The following is a 15,881-nucleotide window of genomic DNA, read 5'->3' as shown; positions in this document are numbered from 1 at the left end:
TGATAATCTTGTTGACTATCAGTCTGACTCCACAAGCACCCACACGAATTGCTTGATTCAGTTGTTAAAGAGCGGTTGGTTAAGATCTTTCGTCTCAACCGAGGCGCGCATTCTACAGCAGCCTCTGTTGCTGTCAAGCGGTTATTTTCAGAAGTTTTCAAAGTTTCGCTTGGAAATCTTTAACAACTTCAACCACTTGCGCTTCCGATCACTCGGTAGCGGGAGGCGAATTCTACAGCGTTACACGCTGCTGTCAACACCTCTTTTTCAACTCCTTTCGCGCTTCGATGACCTGAAGTCGCTTGCTGCCGAAAACTGCGTAACTCTTTGTTTACCAAGGAGTTTTCCGTTTCGACTGCGCCGGAAGTGGGGCGAATTATAGACATCCAAAATCTGCCGTCAAGCACTGTTTGCAGCTTTACTCGGATTTCAGCGTGATACGCGCAAATGACTTCTTACCAGCCTGGCAAACGTGCGTCGCACCCAGTGCGTATATAAAGGTGCGATCAACCACTTCACCATCTATACGCACACCGCCAGCATTCAACAGGTCGCGCGCCACTGCCGAATTCTTCACCAACCCCGCCTTATTCAGGACAGCCGCAATCGGCATATCTTCAGCAGCAGTCAATTCGATCTCAGGCAGATCATCCGGCAGCTCGCCTTCCTTCATACGATTGCCTGCACCACGGTGAGCATTGGCCGCAGCCTCCTCTCCATGGAAACGAGCAACGATCTCTTCAGCCAGCTTGATCTTGATGTCACGCGGGTTCGCACCAGCCTCGACATCAGCACGGAATGCATTGATCTCATCCATGGAGCGGAAGCTGAGCAATTCGAAGTAACGCCACATCAGCGCATCCGGAATGGAAACCAGCTTGCTGTACATGACACCCGGCGCTTCCTGGATACCGACGTAATTGCCCAGGGACTTGGACATCTTCTTCACGCCATCCAGACCCTCGAGCAACGGCATGGTCAAAATGCACTGCGGCTCTTGGCCGTACCCGCGCTGGAGCTCGCGCCCCATCAACAGGTTGAATTTTTGGTCGGTACCGCCCAACTCGATATCTGCGCGCAACGCGACCGAGTCATAACCCTGTACCAGCGGATAGAGGAACTCATGAATGGCGATGGGCTGATTGGTTGTATAGCGCTTATCGAAATCGTCGCGCTCGAGCATGCGCGCAACTGTGTACTGCGAAGTCAGGCGAATGAAGTCGGCCGGCCCCATCTGGTCCATCCAGGTGGAGTTGAACGCAACTTCGGTTTTGGCCGGATCAAGAATCTTGAAGACCTGGATCTTGTAGGTCTCGGCATTCTCGAGAACCTGCTCACGGGTGAGCGGCGGACGTGTCGCACTCTTTCCGCTCGGATCACCGATCATCCCGGTGAAGTCACCGATAAGGAAGATCACCTGATGCCCCAGTTCCTGGAACTGGCGCAGCTTATTAATAAGCACGGTATGACCCAGATGCAGATCCGGCGCAGTCGGATCGAAGCCAGCCTTAATACGTAGCGGTTGGCCACGTTTGAGCTTCTCGATCAGCTCGGACTCGACCAACAGTTCTTCCGCACCACGTTTAATCAGCGCTAGCTGCTCTTCAACCGACTTCATAACAGACCCGCAAGGCTCGAATTCAAAGGGGACCAACCATACAAGATCACGCGTCAAATACAAAGTTTGGCCGGCGCAATGACGCCAATCCGCCGGCAGAGTGTCGGCGGACTTGCTTCAGAGATGATTTGGTTATATTTTATACAGTTATTTCATCTTCATCATGTCATTCATCTTTTCCAATTCATCTTTTTTCAAAGTCAAAAAATCACTTATGACCAAAGAATCGTCTAAAGCGCCACCGCTTTACCCGAAGACCCACCTGCTCGCAGCAAGTGGCATCGCCGCTCTGCTGAGCCTGGCGCTTCTGGTATTCCCTTCCAGCGATGTTGAAGCCAAAAAGACCACCCTGAGTCTTGAACTGGAAAGCCCTGCTGAACAACTGTCACAAGAACAAGACGCTGCTGACGCCGCCCAAGCCACAAATGAACCAGTGGCCTCGCCTTTCGCGCACATCGAAAACGCCACCGAAGAACCGCAGGAAACCGCTCAGGCCGCGCCTGTGGTCGAAGAAAAGAAGGCTCCAAACCACAGAGAAGTGATCGTTTCCAAAGGCGATACGCTCTCCACCCTGTTTGAGAAAGTCGGCCTCCCGGCCGCTTCGGTGCATGAAATCCTGGCCAGCGACAAGCAAGCCAAGCAGTTCAGCCAGCTTAAACATGGGCAGAAGCTCGAATTCGAACTGAGCCCTGAAGGCCAACTGACCAACCTGCACAGCAAGATCAGCGACCTCGAAAGCATTACCCTGACCAAGAATGACAAGGGTTATGCGTTCAACCGTATCACTGCCAAGCCCACCGTGCGCTCCGCCTACGTTCATGGCGTGATCAACAGTTCGTTGTCGCAATCCGCCGCTCGCGCCGGCCTGTCCCACAGCTTGACCATGGACATGGCCAGCGTATTTGGTTACGACGTCGACTTCGCCCAGGATATTCGCCAGGGTGACGAGTTCGATGTGATCTACGAGCAGAAAGTCGTCAACGGCAAGGCTGTCGGTAACGGCCCGATCCTTTCCGCACGCTTCACCAACCGCGGCAAGACCTACACCGCTGTGCGTTACATCAACAAACAAGGCAACAGCAGCTACTACACGGCTGACGGCAACAGCATGCGCAAAGCGTTTATCCGTACCCCGGTTGATTTCGCCCGCATCAGTTCGAAATTCTCCATGGGCCGCAAGCACCCGATCCTGAACAAGATCCGCGCCCACAAAGGCGTTGACTATGCAGCACCACGTGGCACGCCAATCAAGGCTGCCGGCGACGGTAAGGTATTGTTGGCCGGTCGCCGCGGCGGCTATGGCAACACCGTGATCATCCAGCACGGCGCCACCTACACCACGCTGTATGGCCACATGCAAGGCTTTGCCAAAGGCGTAAAAACCGGCGGCACGGTTAAACAGGGCCAGGTGATCGGCTTCATCGGCACCACCGGGCTCTCCACCGGCCCGCACTTGCACTATGAATTCCAGGTCAATGGCGTTCACGTCGACCCGCTGGGCCAGAAGCTGCCAATGGCCGATCCGATTGCCAAGGCTGAACGCTCGCGCTTCCTCGCGCAAAGCCAACCGCTGATGGCGCGCATGGATCAAGAGAAGGCCACCCTGCTGGCTTCGAGCAAGCGCTAAGCCATGACGCTCTATATAGGTGTGATGTCCGGAACCAGTCTCGATGGCCTGGACATCGCGCTGGTTGAGCTCTCCCCGACGATCAAGCTGATCGCCACGCACTACATCCCCATGCCGGAATCCCTGCGCACCGAGCTGCTTGGCTTGTGCGCCAGCGGTCCGGACGAGATAGCCCGCTCCGCCATCGCCCAACAGAACTGGGTAAAACTGGCGGCCCAGGGCATTCACTCCCTACTTGAACAACAAAACCTTAAGCCCGCGGACATTCGCGCGATTGGCAGCCACGGCCAGACCATTCGGCATGAACCGGCGCGCGGCTTTACGGTGCAGATCGGCAACCCCGCCCTGCTGACGGAATTGACCGGCATCACCGTAGTCAGTGACTTCCGCAGCCGCGATGTGGCCGCAGGCGGTCAAGGTGCTCCGCTGGTTCCCGCCTTCCACGAAGCCTTGTTTGATGAAAGCGCAGGTCATCGCGCGGTGTTGAATGTGGGCGGATTTAGCAACCTCAGCCTGATTGAACCTGGCAAACCGGTTGCGGGTTTCGACTGCGGCCCGGGCAATGTGCTGCTGGATGCCTGGATTCACCAGCAGCGCGGCGACAACTTCGATCGCGATGGCCAATGGGCCGCCAGCGGCAACGTCGAGCCGGATCTGCTGAATGAATTGCTCAGCGATCCCTTCTTCGTGACCAAAGGCCCCAAAAGTACCGGCCGCGAAGTGTTTAACCTGCCCTGGCTGACACAGCATTTGTCGAAACTGCCTGCTTTCGCCGCCGAAGACGTGCAAGCCACCCTGCTCGAACTCACCGCGCTGACCATCGTTGAGTCACTGCAACACGCCCAGTTGAACACTCAAGAACTGCTGGTCTGTGGTGGCGGCGCGCACAACGCTACGCTGATGAAGCGCTTGGCCGGCTTACTGCCAAATGCGAAAGTCAGCAGTACCGCCACTCACGGTGTAGACCCCGACTGGGTTGAAGCCATGGCCTTCGCCTGGCTGGCCCATTGCTGCCTCGAAGGCATCGCGGCCAACCGCCCAAGTGTCACCGGTGCCCGCGGCCTACGCGTACTCGGCGCGATTTACCCCCCATAAAAACCCCAGACAGCAAAACGCCGCATAACCCATAAGGTTCTGCGGCGTTTTACAGTGTGCTGAAGGTGCGATCAGATCGAGAACGAAGAGCCGCAGCCACAGGTAGTGCTGGCGTTCGGGTTCTTGATCACGAAGCGCGAACCTTCCAGACCTTCCTGATAATCCACCTCGGCGCCTGCCAGGTACTGGAAGCTCATCGGGTCGACGACCAGGCTCACGCCTTCGCGCTCGACGATCGTGTCGTCATCGGCCACTTCTTCATCGAAGGTGAAGCCGTACTGAAAACCTGAACAACCGCCGCCCGTAACGAATACGCGCAGCTTCAAGCGATCATTCCCCTCTTCATCGACCAGGCTCTTCACCTTGTGCGCGGCACCGTGGGTGAATTGCAAAGCCGTGGGGGTGAAGGATTCGACGCTCATGCTGACTATCTCCCGGCGTTACGCCGCCATAATGCGTGATGACGCGCATTATCCGCTTCTCCTAGAAAATTGGTCAACTATTGTTACGGTATATCAATCAAGCAAACTGTCTGACCAGAATGCAAAAAGGCCCATTCAATGGGCCTTTTTGCTGTCCGCAATTGAGCCTTACGGCAGCATGCCCGCGTGAGACAAACCGAAGCGCTCATCCAGGCCGAACAGTATGTTCATGTTCTGCACCGCCTGACCCGACGCGCCTTTGACCAGGTTGTCGATCACCGACAACACCACAACCAGATCACCATCCTGCGGACGATGCACGGCAATACGGCACACATTGGCACCGCGCACGCTGCGGGTTTCCGGATGGCTGCCGGCTGGCATTACATCGACGAACGGCTCGTTGGCGTAACGCTTTTCAAACAACGCTTGCAGATCGACCGAACGATCCACAACGGTCGCGTAAAGCGTCGAGTGAATGCCGCGGATCATTGGCGTCAGGTGCGGAACGAAGGTCAGGCCGACGTCCTTGCCTGCTGCGCGACGCAGCCCCTGGCGGATTTCCGGCAAGTGACGGTGACCTTTGACCGAATAAGCCTTCATGCTTTCCGACGTTTCGGAGTACAGCGACCCTACAGAGGCGCCACGCCCGGCACCGCTGACACCGGATTTGCAGTCAGCGATCAAGCGAGTGGTATCCGCCAGGCCCGCTTCGAGCAGCGGCAGGAAACCCAATTGCGTAGCGGTCGGGTAGCAACCCGGCACAGCAATCAGGCGAGCCTCCTTGATCTGCTCACGATTGACTTCCGGCAAGCCGTAAACCGCCTCTTCCAGCAGTTCCGGAGCGCCGTGCGGCTGGCCGTACCACTTGGCCCACTCAACAGAGTCCTGCAGACGGAAGTCTGCCGACAGGTCGATGACCTTGGTACCAGCGGCCAGCAGTTCGCCGGCCAGCGCATGGGCAACGCCGTGAGGGGTGGCGAAGAACACCACATCACAGGCGCCCAGCGTCTTGATGTCCGGAACGCTGAACGCCAGGCCCTCGTAATGGCCTCGCAGGTTCGGGTACATGTCGGCCACGGCCAGGCCAGCCTCGGATCGGGAAGTGATCACCACCACTTCAGCTTGCGGATGCTGTGCCAACAGACGCAGCAGTTCGACACCGGTGTAACCCGTGCCGCCGACGATACCGACCTTGACCATAAACCTGCCCTCAACGAACCCACTGGAAAGCCGTCGATAATAGGGTGCGTATCGTCCTGCGACAACCGGCAAGGTGACGTGCGGCCGCTCAAGCCTCTACTATCCGGGCTACCGTGAACCTGGGAATAACTAAAAATGCTCTATTTGTGGCTCAAAGCGTTTCATATCGTCAGCATGGTCTGCTGGTTTGCCGGCCTGTTCTACCTGCCGCGCCTGTTCGTCTATCACGCGCAGAGTGAAGACACCGTCAGCAAGGAACGCTTCAGCGTCATGGAACGCAAGCTGTACCGAGGCATCATGGGCCCGGCGATGATCGCCACCCTGATTTTCGGCATTGCGCTGATCGCCCTCAATCCGAGTATCTTCAGTCAGGGCGCGTGGATTCACGCCAAACTGACCCTGGTGGTCATCCTGATCGGCTACCACCACATGTGCGGCGCGCAGGTGAAGCGCTTTGCCCGTGGCGAAAATACCCGCAGCCATGTCTTTTATCGCTGGTTCAATGAAGTCCCGGTTCTGATATTGCTGGCTATCGTAATTCTGGTCGTGGTTCGACCGTTCTGACTTCAATAAGCACAACTCACCGGGGTACTTCCATGTCGCTGCCCGCTCTGCTCGAACAACGTTTGCGTTTGCCCGTGGTGGCTGCGCCGATGTTCCTGATTTCCAACCCGCAATTGGTGCTCGCCTGCTGCCGTAATGGCGTGGTGGGCAGCTTCCCCGCGTTGAACCAACGCGAGAGCAGCGGGTTCAAGGCCTGGCTGGAAGAGATCGAAGCAGGTCTGGCGACACTGGAGGACCCGGCCCCTTATGCGGTCAACCTGATCGTCCACAGCAGCAACCCACGGCTGCAAGCAGACTTGGCGATCTGCATCGAGCACAAAGTGCCGGTTGTGATCACCAGCCTCGGCGCTGTGAAAGAAGTGGTCGACGCCGTGCACAGTTATGGAGGCCTGGTGTTCCACGACGTGACGACTCGCCGTCATGCGGAAAAAGCTGCCGAGGCCGGTGTGGACGGTTTGATCGCCGTGGCCGCGGGCGCCGGTGGGCACGCGGGCACCTGGAGCCCGTTCTCGCTGATCGCCGAAATTCGTCAGTTCTTCGACAAAACCCTGCTGCTGGCCGGCTGCCTGAACCATGGCCACGAGATTCTCGCTGCGCAATTGCTCGGTGCGGATTTGGCCTACTTCGGTACGCGATTTATCGGCACCACTGAAAGTCATGCGCCTGACGCTTACAAGGAGATGTTGCTGGCTTCCAGAGCGGCGGACATCGTCCATACTCCAGCGGTGTCCGGCATACCGGCGAGTTTCATGCGCCAAAGCCTGGAAGCCGCCGGTTTCGACATGACCGCCTTGCAAAACCAGGGTGAGGTCAACTTCGGTTCCAAACTGAAACCGGTCAGCGATGAAGCCAAGGCCTGGAAAACCGTGTGGTCGGCGGGTCAGGGCGTAGGGGAAATCGATGATTTGCCGAGTGTCGATCAATTGGTCGCGCGGCTGGACGCGGAATACCGCAAGGCGCTGGAGTTGGCGGCACAATTGCCAAAACGCTGGCCGCGCTGAGAGGAAAATTTTGGCCAGCCCAACCCGGCTGGCCTTACACTCTGTCGCTGTAACACTTTCTAACTCAAACACTCGCGACAAGGATGCCTCGCAATGAGCGAAAACCGTTTCAAGATCGTATTCGACGGCGCTCTGCTGCCAGGCGTCGACCTCACGACCGCCAAGCAGAATCTCGCCGCACTGTACAAAAGCGAAGTCGCTGCGGTTGAACGGCTGTTCACCGGCAAGACCGTCACGCTCAAGCAGGATCTGTCGCACGCCGACGCACAAATCTACCTTCAAGCACTGACGAAAACCGGCATCAAGGCACGGATCGAAAGCGAATCGTCTATCGAGCTGAACCTGGCCGACGCTCACGAACACGTTCCCGCCAGGCCCCAGCCTGTCTTCGCCGAACCGGTATCCCCCTACGCTCCGCCTCAGGCCAGTGTCGGCGAAAGCCTGCCGGCGTTCGCCACCCTCAAGCCATTCAGTGTCGAAGGGCGTATTGGCCGCTTGCGTTACCTGGCCTGGACGATGGCCCTGACTCTGGTCTTGCTCCCCGTCGTTTCGGTCCTGGCCATCCTGGCGTTCGCGATTATCAGTGCCGATTCGACGGCCGGCTTGATCATCGGCGGTCTGGTTGCATTCATTCTGTTCATCGCGATCGCGGTCGTCGGCATCCAGTTCAGTGTTCAACGCTTGCACGACATTGGCTGGTCCGGCTGGCTCTGGCTGTTGAACCTCGTCCCGTTCGTGGGCAGTTTCTTCCCGCTGGTGATCATGGTCGCTCCCGGCACCAACATCGCCAATCGCTACGGCCCGCCACCTCCGCCCAATAGCACCGCGGTCAAAGTGCTGTCTTCGTTGTGGGTCGTGTTTATCGCCATCGTCATCGTGGGGATGCTGGCCGGCGGTTACAGTGCAATTCAGCAAGAATACGAAAGCACCGCGGCAAGCAGCTACGACAGCGGCTCGGTGACAACCGAAGACGTTGAAGTCGAGCCGGCCGAAGTAGCCGAACCCGCACCGGATTCTGCAGACGATGAAGCCGAACAAGCCCCAGCCCCTGTAGACTCTGCGAAAGAATAAACAGCGCTCCCCGCCCGTGACACCTGCGTCGCGGCGCGGAGCTGTTGCGATGGAGAACTGCATGACCCGTTACGCTCTGATCACTGGCGCTTCCAGCGGCATCGGCCTGGCGATGGCCGAAGCGCTGGCCCGCCGTGGCCGCAGCCTGATTCTGGTGGCCCGACAGCGTGATCAGCTGGAAAGTATTGCGATTGAACTGACTCAACGTTTTGGCGTGGAAGTGCTGTTCCGTGCCTGTGACCTTGGCGAGCCGCTACGCCTGTCGGGCTTTCTGCTGGAACTGGAGGAAGGTGACCGTCAGATCGATCTGCTGGTCAACTGCGCCGGCATGGGCACCTGCGGTCCCTTTCTCGCTCAAGACTGGATGACCGAGCAGGACCTGATCGAAGTGAACATCCTGGCGCTCACCCGCCTCTGCCACGCCATCGGAAATTCCATGGCCTTGCAGGGTGGCGGGCAGATCCTCAATGTGGCCTCGGTCGCCGCGTTCCTGCCCGGCCCGTGGATGAGCACCTACTACGCGAGCAAGGCGTACGTGCTGCATTTTTCCGAAGGCTTGCGCGTCGAACTGAAGAAATGCGCGGTCAAGGTCTCGGTGCTGTGCCCCGGTCCGACGCGCACCGGTTTCTTCCGTACCGCGCAGTTGGACACGGGCAAACTGATCGACAGCAAAATGCTCATGAGTCCCGAAGAAGTAGCGCTCTACACCGTACGCGCCCTGGAGAAAAATCGCGCAATCATCATCCCGGGCCGACGCAACCGTTGGCGCGCCTTTCTGCCACGGCTCGGCTCGCGCTGGTTGAATCGGACAATCGCCGGCATGGTCAACAAGGTTTACTGCCCTCGCTGAATGGTCCTACGGTAAAACCATGGGTACACTCAGGCCAGCCAAAACAACGGAGAAAACAGCTGTGGATACTCTGTTCACCAAGATCATCAACCGGGAAATCCCGGCCAAGATCATTTACGAGGACGACCAGGTACTGGCCTTCCACGATATCGCCCCACAGGCACCGGTACATTTTCTGGTGATCCCGAAAAAACCCGTGCGCACCCTGAACGACCTCACCGAGGACGACAAGGCATTGGCTGGGCATATTCTGTTCACTGCGCAGCGCCTGGCGCTGGAACTGGGTTGCGAAAAAGGTTTCCGCGTTGTCATGAACTGCAATGAAGAAGGTGGGCAGACTGTCTATCACATTCATATGCACGTGCTGGGTCAGCGTCAGATGCACTGGCCGCCGGGCTGATTCATTACCCTTCGTTGTAGAAGCACAGCTTGCTGGCGATGGCGTCATTGAAATCGCCGTCGCCAGCAAGCTGTGCTCCTACAGAAGAAGCCTGCGTCGCAATGACCCAGCTCAAACCTTCCCCGGCCGATTGGGTTAAACTGGCCACCGAGATTTTTCCCGGAGGTCAGCATGACTACCCAACGTCACTACTCGCCGATTGACCGTCTTCTGCTGCAAGCCGATGCCGCGATGCGCACCCTGCTGCCCTTCAGTGGCCAGCCTTACCGTCCGTCGCCGGCCATCGTCCAGCCCGATGCAAAATTGAGCGACGAGGACACCCGGCACGTTGCAGGTCTGATGCGTATCAACCATACCGGTGAAGTCTGCGCCCAGGCGTTGTATCAAGGGCAAGCCCTGACCGCCAAGCTCCCGCATGTACGCGCCGCCATGGAGCATGCTGCCGAAGAAGAAATCGACCATCTGGTCTGGTGCGAGCAACGCATTCATCAGTTGGGCAGCCATACCAGCATTCTCAATCCGCTGTTCTACGGCATGTCCTTCGGGATTGGCGCGGTGGCAGGCTTGATCAGCGACAAAGTCAGCCTGGGCTTCGTTGCCGCCACCGAACATCAAGTGTGCAAGCACTTGAATGAACACCTTGAGCAATTGCCGGCGGAAGATGAAAAGTCCCGGGCGATTCTTGAGCAGATGCGCATTGATGAAGAACATCATGCGGAAAGTGCGCTGGATGCCGGAGGGTTCCGTTTTCCGGCACCGGTGAAGTTCGGGATGAGCTTGTTGGCCAAGGTGATGACCAAGAGTACCTATCGGATCTGACCCTAGGAGCATGGCTTGCCCGCGATGGCGATCTCGAGGACGCTATCGCGGGCAAGCCTTGCTCATACAAAGGTTTTGCGACAGACATAAAAAAGGCGACTGCCGTGAGGGAGTCGCCTTTTTCGTGTTCGAGAATCTTATGCCATGTTGCGTGCGTAGAAGATTTCGAGCATTTCGTGTTTCACACGATCGGTCACCTGGGCACGTTGCTCAGAGGACAGGTTGCTGGTGGCGTCACCGAACAGGTAATTATCCAGTTCGAAGTTCTTCAGCAGCATTTTGGTGTGAAACAGGTTTTCCTGGTACACGTTCACGTCGGTCATCTGGTACGCGTCGCGGGTGTCGTCGGACAGGTAGTTCTGGATCGAATTGATCTCGTGGTCGATGAAGTGCTTTTTGCCTTCAACGTCACGGGTGAAACCGCGCACACGATAATCCACGGTCACGATGTCCGAATCGAACTGGTGAATCAGGAAGTTGAGTGCTTTCAACGGTGAGATGACACCACAGGTCGACACGTCAATGTCCACACGGAAAGTTGCAATACCGTCCACCGGATGGATTTCAGGGTAGGTGTGCACCGTGATGTGGCTCTTGTCGAGGTGGGCCAGGATAATTTCAGGCAGCGGGCCCGGGGACTCTTCGATCTGGCTGTCGGTCGGGGTTACCGGCTCTTCAGAGATCAGAATCGTGACGCTGGCGCCCTGAGGTTCGTAGTCCTGACTGGCGATGTTCAGGATGTTGGCACCAATGATATCGACAACTTCCGTGAGGATCTGCGTCAGGCGTTTCGCGTTGTACTCTTTATTGATGTACTCAACGTAAGCCTGTTGGTCTTGCGGGGTTTCCGCGTAGCAGATGTCATAGATGTTGAAGCTCAAGGTCTTTGTCAGGTTATTGAACCCGTGGAGCTTGAGTTTGCTTTTCACCGTTAAAAACTCTCTATGTATTGCGGCCCGGCCGCGTGATCAAGCATGCCCGTCAAATGCGAACAACGCACCTGCGTAGGACGGTTAACACCTCTTCGCGATGGCGATTTTGGTTGTCTGTTCGGGGGCGCGGCCTGTCGGTTGACGGACCACTACCCTGAAAAAAGTGGCGCATTATGCAGACGTCAGCTTGGGTTCGCCAGAGTCTGCACCGCTTTTATGATAGTTGAATGTCGGCTCAACCGAGTTCGATGATCTCGTAGTCGTGGGTAATCGCCACGCCAGCTGCGCCGAGCATGATCGAGGCCGAGCAATACTTCTCCGCCGACAGCTCGATGGCGCGCTTGACCTGGGCTTCTTTCAGCCCGCGACCCTTGACCACGAAGTGCATGTGAATCTTGGTGAAGACCTTGGGGTCCTCGGTCGCACGCTCGGCTTCGAGGAAGGCTTCGCAGCTTTCGACGGCCTGACGGGACTTCTTGAGGATGCTGACCACGTCGAAATTGCTGCAACCGCCGACACCGAGCAGGAGCATTTCCATTGGCCGGACACCCAGGTTGCGACCGCCGGCATCGGGCGGACCGTCCATGACCACGACATGACCGCTGCCGGATTCACCGAGGAACATGGCTTCGCCAGCCCATTGGATGCGTGCCTTCATCGCCAAGACTCCACTGTCTAAAAAAGGGTCGCCAGCTTAGCACAGGGCCCTTGATTGACGGTGCCTCGCCTTCCTAGGACGCAAGCCTCTGCGCTGTAGGTAAATTCTCGAATATTGCAGGAAGTGTCTGTTAAGCTGACGCCAATTCGCTGGCGCATAGCCAGCTTTGCTTGGCCATTGTCGGCGACTCATAAGAAAATCAAACACACACCGTGACGTCTTTTCGGGATACAACCATGGTTGCTATTACCCCAATACCCAAAATCAAAAACCTCGACAAGTTGTTGATGCATTGCCAGCGCCGTCGCTATGCGGCCAAGAGCAACATCATTTGTGCGGGCGATCGCTCGGAAACCCTGTTCTTCATCATCAAAGGCTCGGTCACGATCCTGATCGAGGATGACGATGGTCGTGAAATGATCATCGCCTACCTGAACGCCGGGGACTTTTTCGGTGAGTTGGGTCTGTTCGAACAAGCTGGCCTGGAACAGGCACGCAGCGCCTGGGTGCGCGCCAAGATCGAATGCGAAGTCGCGGAAATCAGCTACGCGAAATTCCGCGAGCTGTCCCAGCAAGATCCGGACATTCTTTACGTCCTCAGCGGACAAATCGCACAGCGCCTGCGCAACACCACGCGCAAGGTCGGTGACCTGGCGTTCTTCGACGTGACAGGTCGTGTCGCTCGTTGCCTGCTGGAACTGTGCAAGCAGCCGGACGCGATGACCCACCCCGACGGCATGCAGATCAAAGTGACCCGTCAGGAAATCGGCCGGATTGTCGGATGTTCGCGTGAGATGGTCGGTCGCGTGCTCAAGGATCTGGAAGAACGCAACCTGGTGGACGTCAAAGGCAAGACCATGGTGGTCTTCGGTACGCGCTAAACCTTGAACATATCCGCCAGCAACTGGCGATAAAGTGTGTCAAGCCGCCCGAGCGCATCGGGCGCGGCGAACTTCTCATGCAGGGCGATGTGGCTTTCTGCGCGAACCCGCTGTTCCAGGCCGCAGGCTTCATTGAAACGATTTACCGCATCAACCATCGATTCCCGCTCGTTATCCAGTAACAGCGCACCGTGCACCAATCCGACCGGACGCGTGCCGCCCTTGCTCTGGCGCCAGCGTTGAGCGGTGCCGACCATTTTTCGGCCATCTAGGTTGACGTTGAAACGGCCATCGCAGAACGCACCTTCGATTTCGCCGAGGGACGACACGCCGCCCAGCTCATCCAGCAACTGGCAGATCGGATCGCAGAGCCGGTGATAGGCGGTTTCGATGCGATTTTGGTCGCCTTCGCTGCGTGGCGGTGCGTAGACCAATGCGATGTTTATAGTGGACGCCGATTGCGGCACTGGCTCACCGCCAGTCTCACGCAACAGCACGGGCCAACCGGCAGCCGCCGAGACCTCGCAGGCTGCTTCAAAACCGGGTAGACGATTCAGGCGTCGGGGCATGACCAGGGCGCGGTCATTGGGTTGCCAGAACAGCAGACCAAATTCAGCGTCGCCGGCACAGACCGACGCCAGCAGATCCTGTTCGGCTTGCAGGCCGACTTCGATTGTCAGATTGGTCGGCTGGGTCATTGAGTACTCCGCAAAGTTTGAAATTTTTGGAAATGTTGAGGGCCTCTTCGCGAGCAAGCCCGCTCCCACATTAGTCCGCGTTCAATTGAACAACACCAGTCAAATGTGGGAGCGGGCTTGCTCGCGAAGGGCGCACCACGGTTTTCCTGTCGGAAATCAGTCGAGTGTAGAACCACTCACCGCGGTACCGCGCTCCGGAAAGAACAGACGCTGCAACTCGGTCCCCGGGCTTTCGGCGCGCATGAACGCCTCGCCGACCAGAAACGCATACACGTCGCTGATTTCCATCAGCTCGACATCCGCGCGGTGAAGAATGCCGCTTTCGGTAATCACCAAGCGATCACGAGGGATGCGCGGCAACAGGTCGAGGGTGGTTTCCAGGCTGACATCAAATGTGTGCAGGTTGCGGTTATTGATGCCGACCAGCGGAGTGTCGAGGGTTTTCAAGGCCCGCTCCAACTCGTCGCCGTCGTGAACTTCCACCAGCACATCGAGGCCGATACTTTTTGCCACGGCAGCCAGTTCGGCCATTTTCACGTCATCCAGCGCGGAGACGATCAACAACACGCAATCGGCGCCCAGCGCCCGCGCTTCGACGATCTGGTAAGGATCGATCATGAAGTCCTTGCGGATCACCGGCAGTTTGCACGCCGCCCGGGCCTGTTGCAGATACGCATCGGCGCCCTGGAAGTAATCGATATCGGTCAGCACCGACAAACATGTCGCCCCGCCCTTCTCGTAGCTCTTGGCGATGTCGGCGGGAACGAAGTTCTCGCGAATCACGCCCTTGCTCGGCGAAGCTTTCTTGATTTCGGCAATTACCGCTGGCTGTTTGAGCTTGGCCTGCGCCAACAATGCCTTGGCAAAACCACGGGGTGCATCGGCCGCCTTGGCCAGACTTTCCAGCTCGGCCAGGCTCACACGAGCGCTACGCTCGGCGACTTCCTGGACCTTGCGCGCCAGAATGTTTTCCAGAACCGTCGGTACACTCATCCCTCATTCTCCACTTTGAATACCGCGGTAAATGCACCCAACTCCTCCAGTTTCTCCCGAGCGAGGCCTGTGTGCAGCGCATCGTGCGCCAGGGCAACGCCTTCTTTCAAACTGGTTGCATGGTCGGCGGCGTACAACGCGGCACCGGCATTGAGCATAATCATTTCGGCGGCTTTCTGACCGCTTTCGGTTTTGCGTTTGCCCAAGGCATCGCGAATCAGCTCCAGCGAGGCCGCCGGGCTTTCCACGGCCAGACCGTGCAGGCTCTGGCTCTTCATACCCAGGTCTTCGGGCTCGACCCAATATTCGGTGATCTGGTTGTTCTTCAATTCCGCCACGAAGGTCGGCGCAGCCAGGCTGAATTCGTCCAGGCCATCTTTCGAATGCACCACCAGCACATGTTTGCTGCCCAGACGTTGCAGAACTTCGGCCAATGGCCGGCACAACGCCTGACTGAACACGCCCACCACCTGATGTTTCACGCCGGCCGGATTCGTAAGCGGGCCGAGCATGTTGAACAGGGTACGCAGGCCAAGCTCCTTGCGCGGACCGGCGGCATACTTCATGGCACTGTGGTGAGTTTGGGCGAACATGAAACCGATGCCGACGTTGTCGATGCAGCGTGCGACTTGAACCGGCGTCAGGTTCAGGTAGATGCCCGCCGCTTCCAACAGATCCGCGCTGCCGCTTTTGCCCGACACCGCACGGTTACCGTGCTTGGCCACGGTGCAACCGGCTGCTGCGACGACGAACGACGATGCGGTCGATACGTTGAAAATATTCGCACCGTCACCGCCGGTGCCGACCACATCGACCACGCCGTCGAGGGTCTTGAGTTCGACCTTGTCCGCCAGCTCACGCATGACCGACACGGCGCCGACGATTTCGTCGATGCTCTCGCTCTTCATGCGCATCGCCATCATGAAGGCGCCGATCTGTGCATCCGTGCATTGGCCGGTCATGATTTCGCGCATTACATCGCGCATCTCATCGGTGCTGAGGTCGAGGTGATCGACGATACGGCCCAGGGCTGTCTTGATGTTCATGAA

Annotated in this window: 18 protein-coding genes; 9 read left to right on the top strand and 9 right to left on the bottom strand. The window is 57.7% G+C overall.

Features of this window, described 5'->3' with window-relative positions:
- Positions 1-418: 418 nt before the first annotated feature.
- Positions 419-1,618 carry a tyrosine--tRNA ligase gene (gene tyrS, locus EAH78_RS29880; protein ID WP_140671683.1) on the bottom strand — a complete coding sequence of 400 codons (1,200 nt, stop codon included), beginning with the start codon at positions 1,616-1,618 and terminating at the stop codon, positions 419-421.
- A 214-nt stretch (positions 1,619-1,832) separates the two neighbouring features.
- Here tyrS and EAH78_RS29875 point away from each other — a divergent pair, with 214 nt between their 5' ends.
- Both EAH78_RS29875 and EAH78_RS29870 read left to right on the top strand, forming a co-directional pair.
- Positions 1,833-3,245, top strand: a complete 1,413-nt coding sequence (locus EAH78_RS29875) for a peptidoglycan DD-metalloendopeptidase family protein (protein WP_140671681.1) — start codon at positions 1,833-1,835, stop codon at positions 3,243-3,245.
- 3 nt (positions 3,246-3,248) lie between these two features.
- Positions 3,249-4,340: an anhydro-N-acetylmuramic acid kinase gene (locus EAH78_RS29870; protein ID WP_140671679.1), complete on the top strand. Its 1,092-nt coding sequence runs from the start codon at positions 3,249-3,251 to the stop codon at positions 4,338-4,340.
- Between the two features lie 71 nt (positions 4,341-4,411).
- Here the strand turns inward: EAH78_RS29870 and erpA are convergent, their stop codons facing one another.
- Together erpA and argC are read right to left on the bottom strand one after the other, a co-directional pair.
- Positions 4,412-4,762: an iron-sulfur cluster insertion protein ErpA gene (gene erpA, locus EAH78_RS29865; RefSeq protein WP_007947969.1), complete on the bottom strand. Its 351-nt coding sequence runs from the start codon at positions 4,760-4,762 to the stop codon at positions 4,412-4,414.
- 168 nt (positions 4,763-4,930) lie between these two features.
- Positions 4,931-5,965, bottom strand: coding sequence for an N-acetyl-gamma-glutamyl-phosphate reductase (gene argC / locus EAH78_RS29860; RefSeq protein ID WP_140671677.1), 1,035 nt, complete (start codon positions 5,963-5,965; stop codon positions 4,931-4,933).
- Positions 5,966-6,100: 135 nt separating this feature from the next.
- Here argC and hemJ point away from each other — a divergent pair, with 135 nt between their 5' ends.
- The 5 genes from hemJ to EAH78_RS29835 all read left to right on the top strand — a co-directional run bounded on the left by hemJ (position 6,101) and on the right by EAH78_RS29835 (position 9,851).
- Positions 6,101-6,529 carry a protoporphyrinogen oxidase HemJ gene (gene hemJ, locus EAH78_RS29855; protein ID WP_027926757.1) on the top strand — a complete coding sequence of 143 codons (429 nt, stop codon included), beginning with the start codon at positions 6,101-6,103 and terminating at the stop codon, positions 6,527-6,529.
- A 32-nt stretch (positions 6,530-6,561) separates the two neighbouring features.
- Entirely contained in the window at positions 6,562-7,530 is a 969-nt protein-coding gene (locus EAH78_RS29850) for an NAD(P)H-dependent flavin oxidoreductase (RefSeq protein WP_140671675.1), read from the top strand.
- Positions 7,531-7,623: 93 nt separating this feature from the next.
- Complete coding sequence (locus tag EAH78_RS29845) at positions 7,624-8,601, top strand: DUF805 domain-containing protein (RefSeq protein ID WP_140671673.1); 978 nt, start codon at positions 7,624-7,626, stop codon at positions 8,599-8,601.
- Positions 8,602-8,662: 61 nt separating this feature from the next.
- The gene (locus EAH78_RS29840; protein ID WP_123433115.1) at positions 8,663-9,451 is read left to right on the top strand and encodes an SDR family NAD(P)-dependent oxidoreductase; all 789 of its coding nucleotides are present in this window, start codon (positions 8,663-8,665) and stop codon (positions 9,449-9,451) included.
- Positions 9,452-9,512: 61 nt separating this feature from the next.
- Positions 9,513-9,851, top strand: coding sequence for a histidine triad nucleotide-binding protein (locus tag EAH78_RS29835; protein WP_008027110.1), 339 nt, complete (start codon positions 9,513-9,515; stop codon positions 9,849-9,851).
- A gap of 4 nt (positions 9,852-9,855) precedes the next feature.
- Here EAH78_RS29835 and EAH78_RS32210 read toward each other — a convergent pair whose 3' ends face one another.
- Positions 9,856-9,999, bottom strand: coding sequence for a hypothetical protein (locus EAH78_RS32210; protein ID WP_161599712.1), 144 nt, complete (start codon positions 9,997-9,999; stop codon positions 9,856-9,858).
- 23 nt (positions 10,000-10,022) lie between these two features.
- Here EAH78_RS32210 and coq7 point away from each other — a divergent pair, with 23 nt between their 5' ends.
- Positions 10,023-10,670, top strand: a complete 648-nt coding sequence (coq7, locus tag EAH78_RS29830) for a 2-polyprenyl-3-methyl-6-methoxy-1,4-benzoquinone monooxygenase (RefSeq protein ID WP_027926752.1) — start codon at positions 10,023-10,025, stop codon at positions 10,668-10,670.
- 137 nt (positions 10,671-10,807) lie between these two features.
- Here coq7 and speD read toward each other — a convergent pair whose 3' ends face one another.
- Positions 10,808-11,599: an adenosylmethionine decarboxylase gene (speD, locus tag EAH78_RS29825; RefSeq protein ID WP_140671672.1), complete on the bottom strand. Its 792-nt coding sequence runs from the start codon at positions 11,597-11,599 to the stop codon at positions 10,808-10,810.
- A gap of 238 nt (positions 11,600-11,837) precedes the next feature.
- Positions 11,838-12,260: an OsmC family protein gene (locus tag EAH78_RS29820; RefSeq protein ID WP_007941657.1), complete on the bottom strand. Its 423-nt coding sequence runs from the start codon at positions 12,258-12,260 to the stop codon at positions 11,838-11,840.
- A gap of 236 nt (positions 12,261-12,496) precedes the next feature.
- Between EAH78_RS29820 and crp the strand changes: the two genes are divergently transcribed.
- Positions 12,497-13,141 (top strand): cAMP-activated global transcriptional regulator CRP, encoded by a 645-nt coding sequence (gene crp, locus EAH78_RS29815; RefSeq protein ID WP_027926750.1) that lies wholly within the window; start codon positions 12,497-12,499, stop codon positions 13,139-13,141.
- Here crp and EAH78_RS29810 read toward each other — a convergent pair.
- From EAH78_RS29810 to trpD, 3 genes are all read right to left on the bottom strand, one after another.
- Positions 13,138-13,839 carry a lipoate--protein ligase family protein gene (locus EAH78_RS29810; protein ID WP_140671670.1) on the bottom strand — a complete coding sequence of 234 codons (702 nt, stop codon included), beginning with the start codon at positions 13,837-13,839 and terminating at the stop codon, positions 13,138-13,140. The genes crp and EAH78_RS29810 overlap by 4 nt on opposite strands.
- A gap of 156 nt (positions 13,840-13,995) precedes the next feature.
- Positions 13,996-14,832: an indole-3-glycerol phosphate synthase TrpC gene (trpC, locus tag EAH78_RS29800; RefSeq protein ID WP_140671666.1), complete on the bottom strand. Its 837-nt coding sequence runs from the start codon at positions 14,830-14,832 to the stop codon at positions 13,996-13,998.
- A complete protein-coding gene (gene trpD / locus EAH78_RS29795; RefSeq protein WP_140671664.1) occupies positions 14,829-15,878 on the bottom strand; it encodes an anthranilate phosphoribosyltransferase in 1,050 nt (349 codons plus the stop codon). Before trpD ends, trpC begins: the two co-directional genes overlap by 4 nt.
- Positions 15,879-15,881: the final 3 nt, after the last annotated feature.

The organism is Pseudomonas arsenicoxydans (assembly GCF_006438915.1).
Taxonomy (GTDB): Bacteria; Pseudomonadota; Gammaproteobacteria; order Pseudomonadales; family Pseudomonadaceae; genus Aquipseudomonas; species Aquipseudomonas arsenicoxydans_A.
This window is presented reverse-complemented; position numbering and strand designations above follow the sequence as displayed.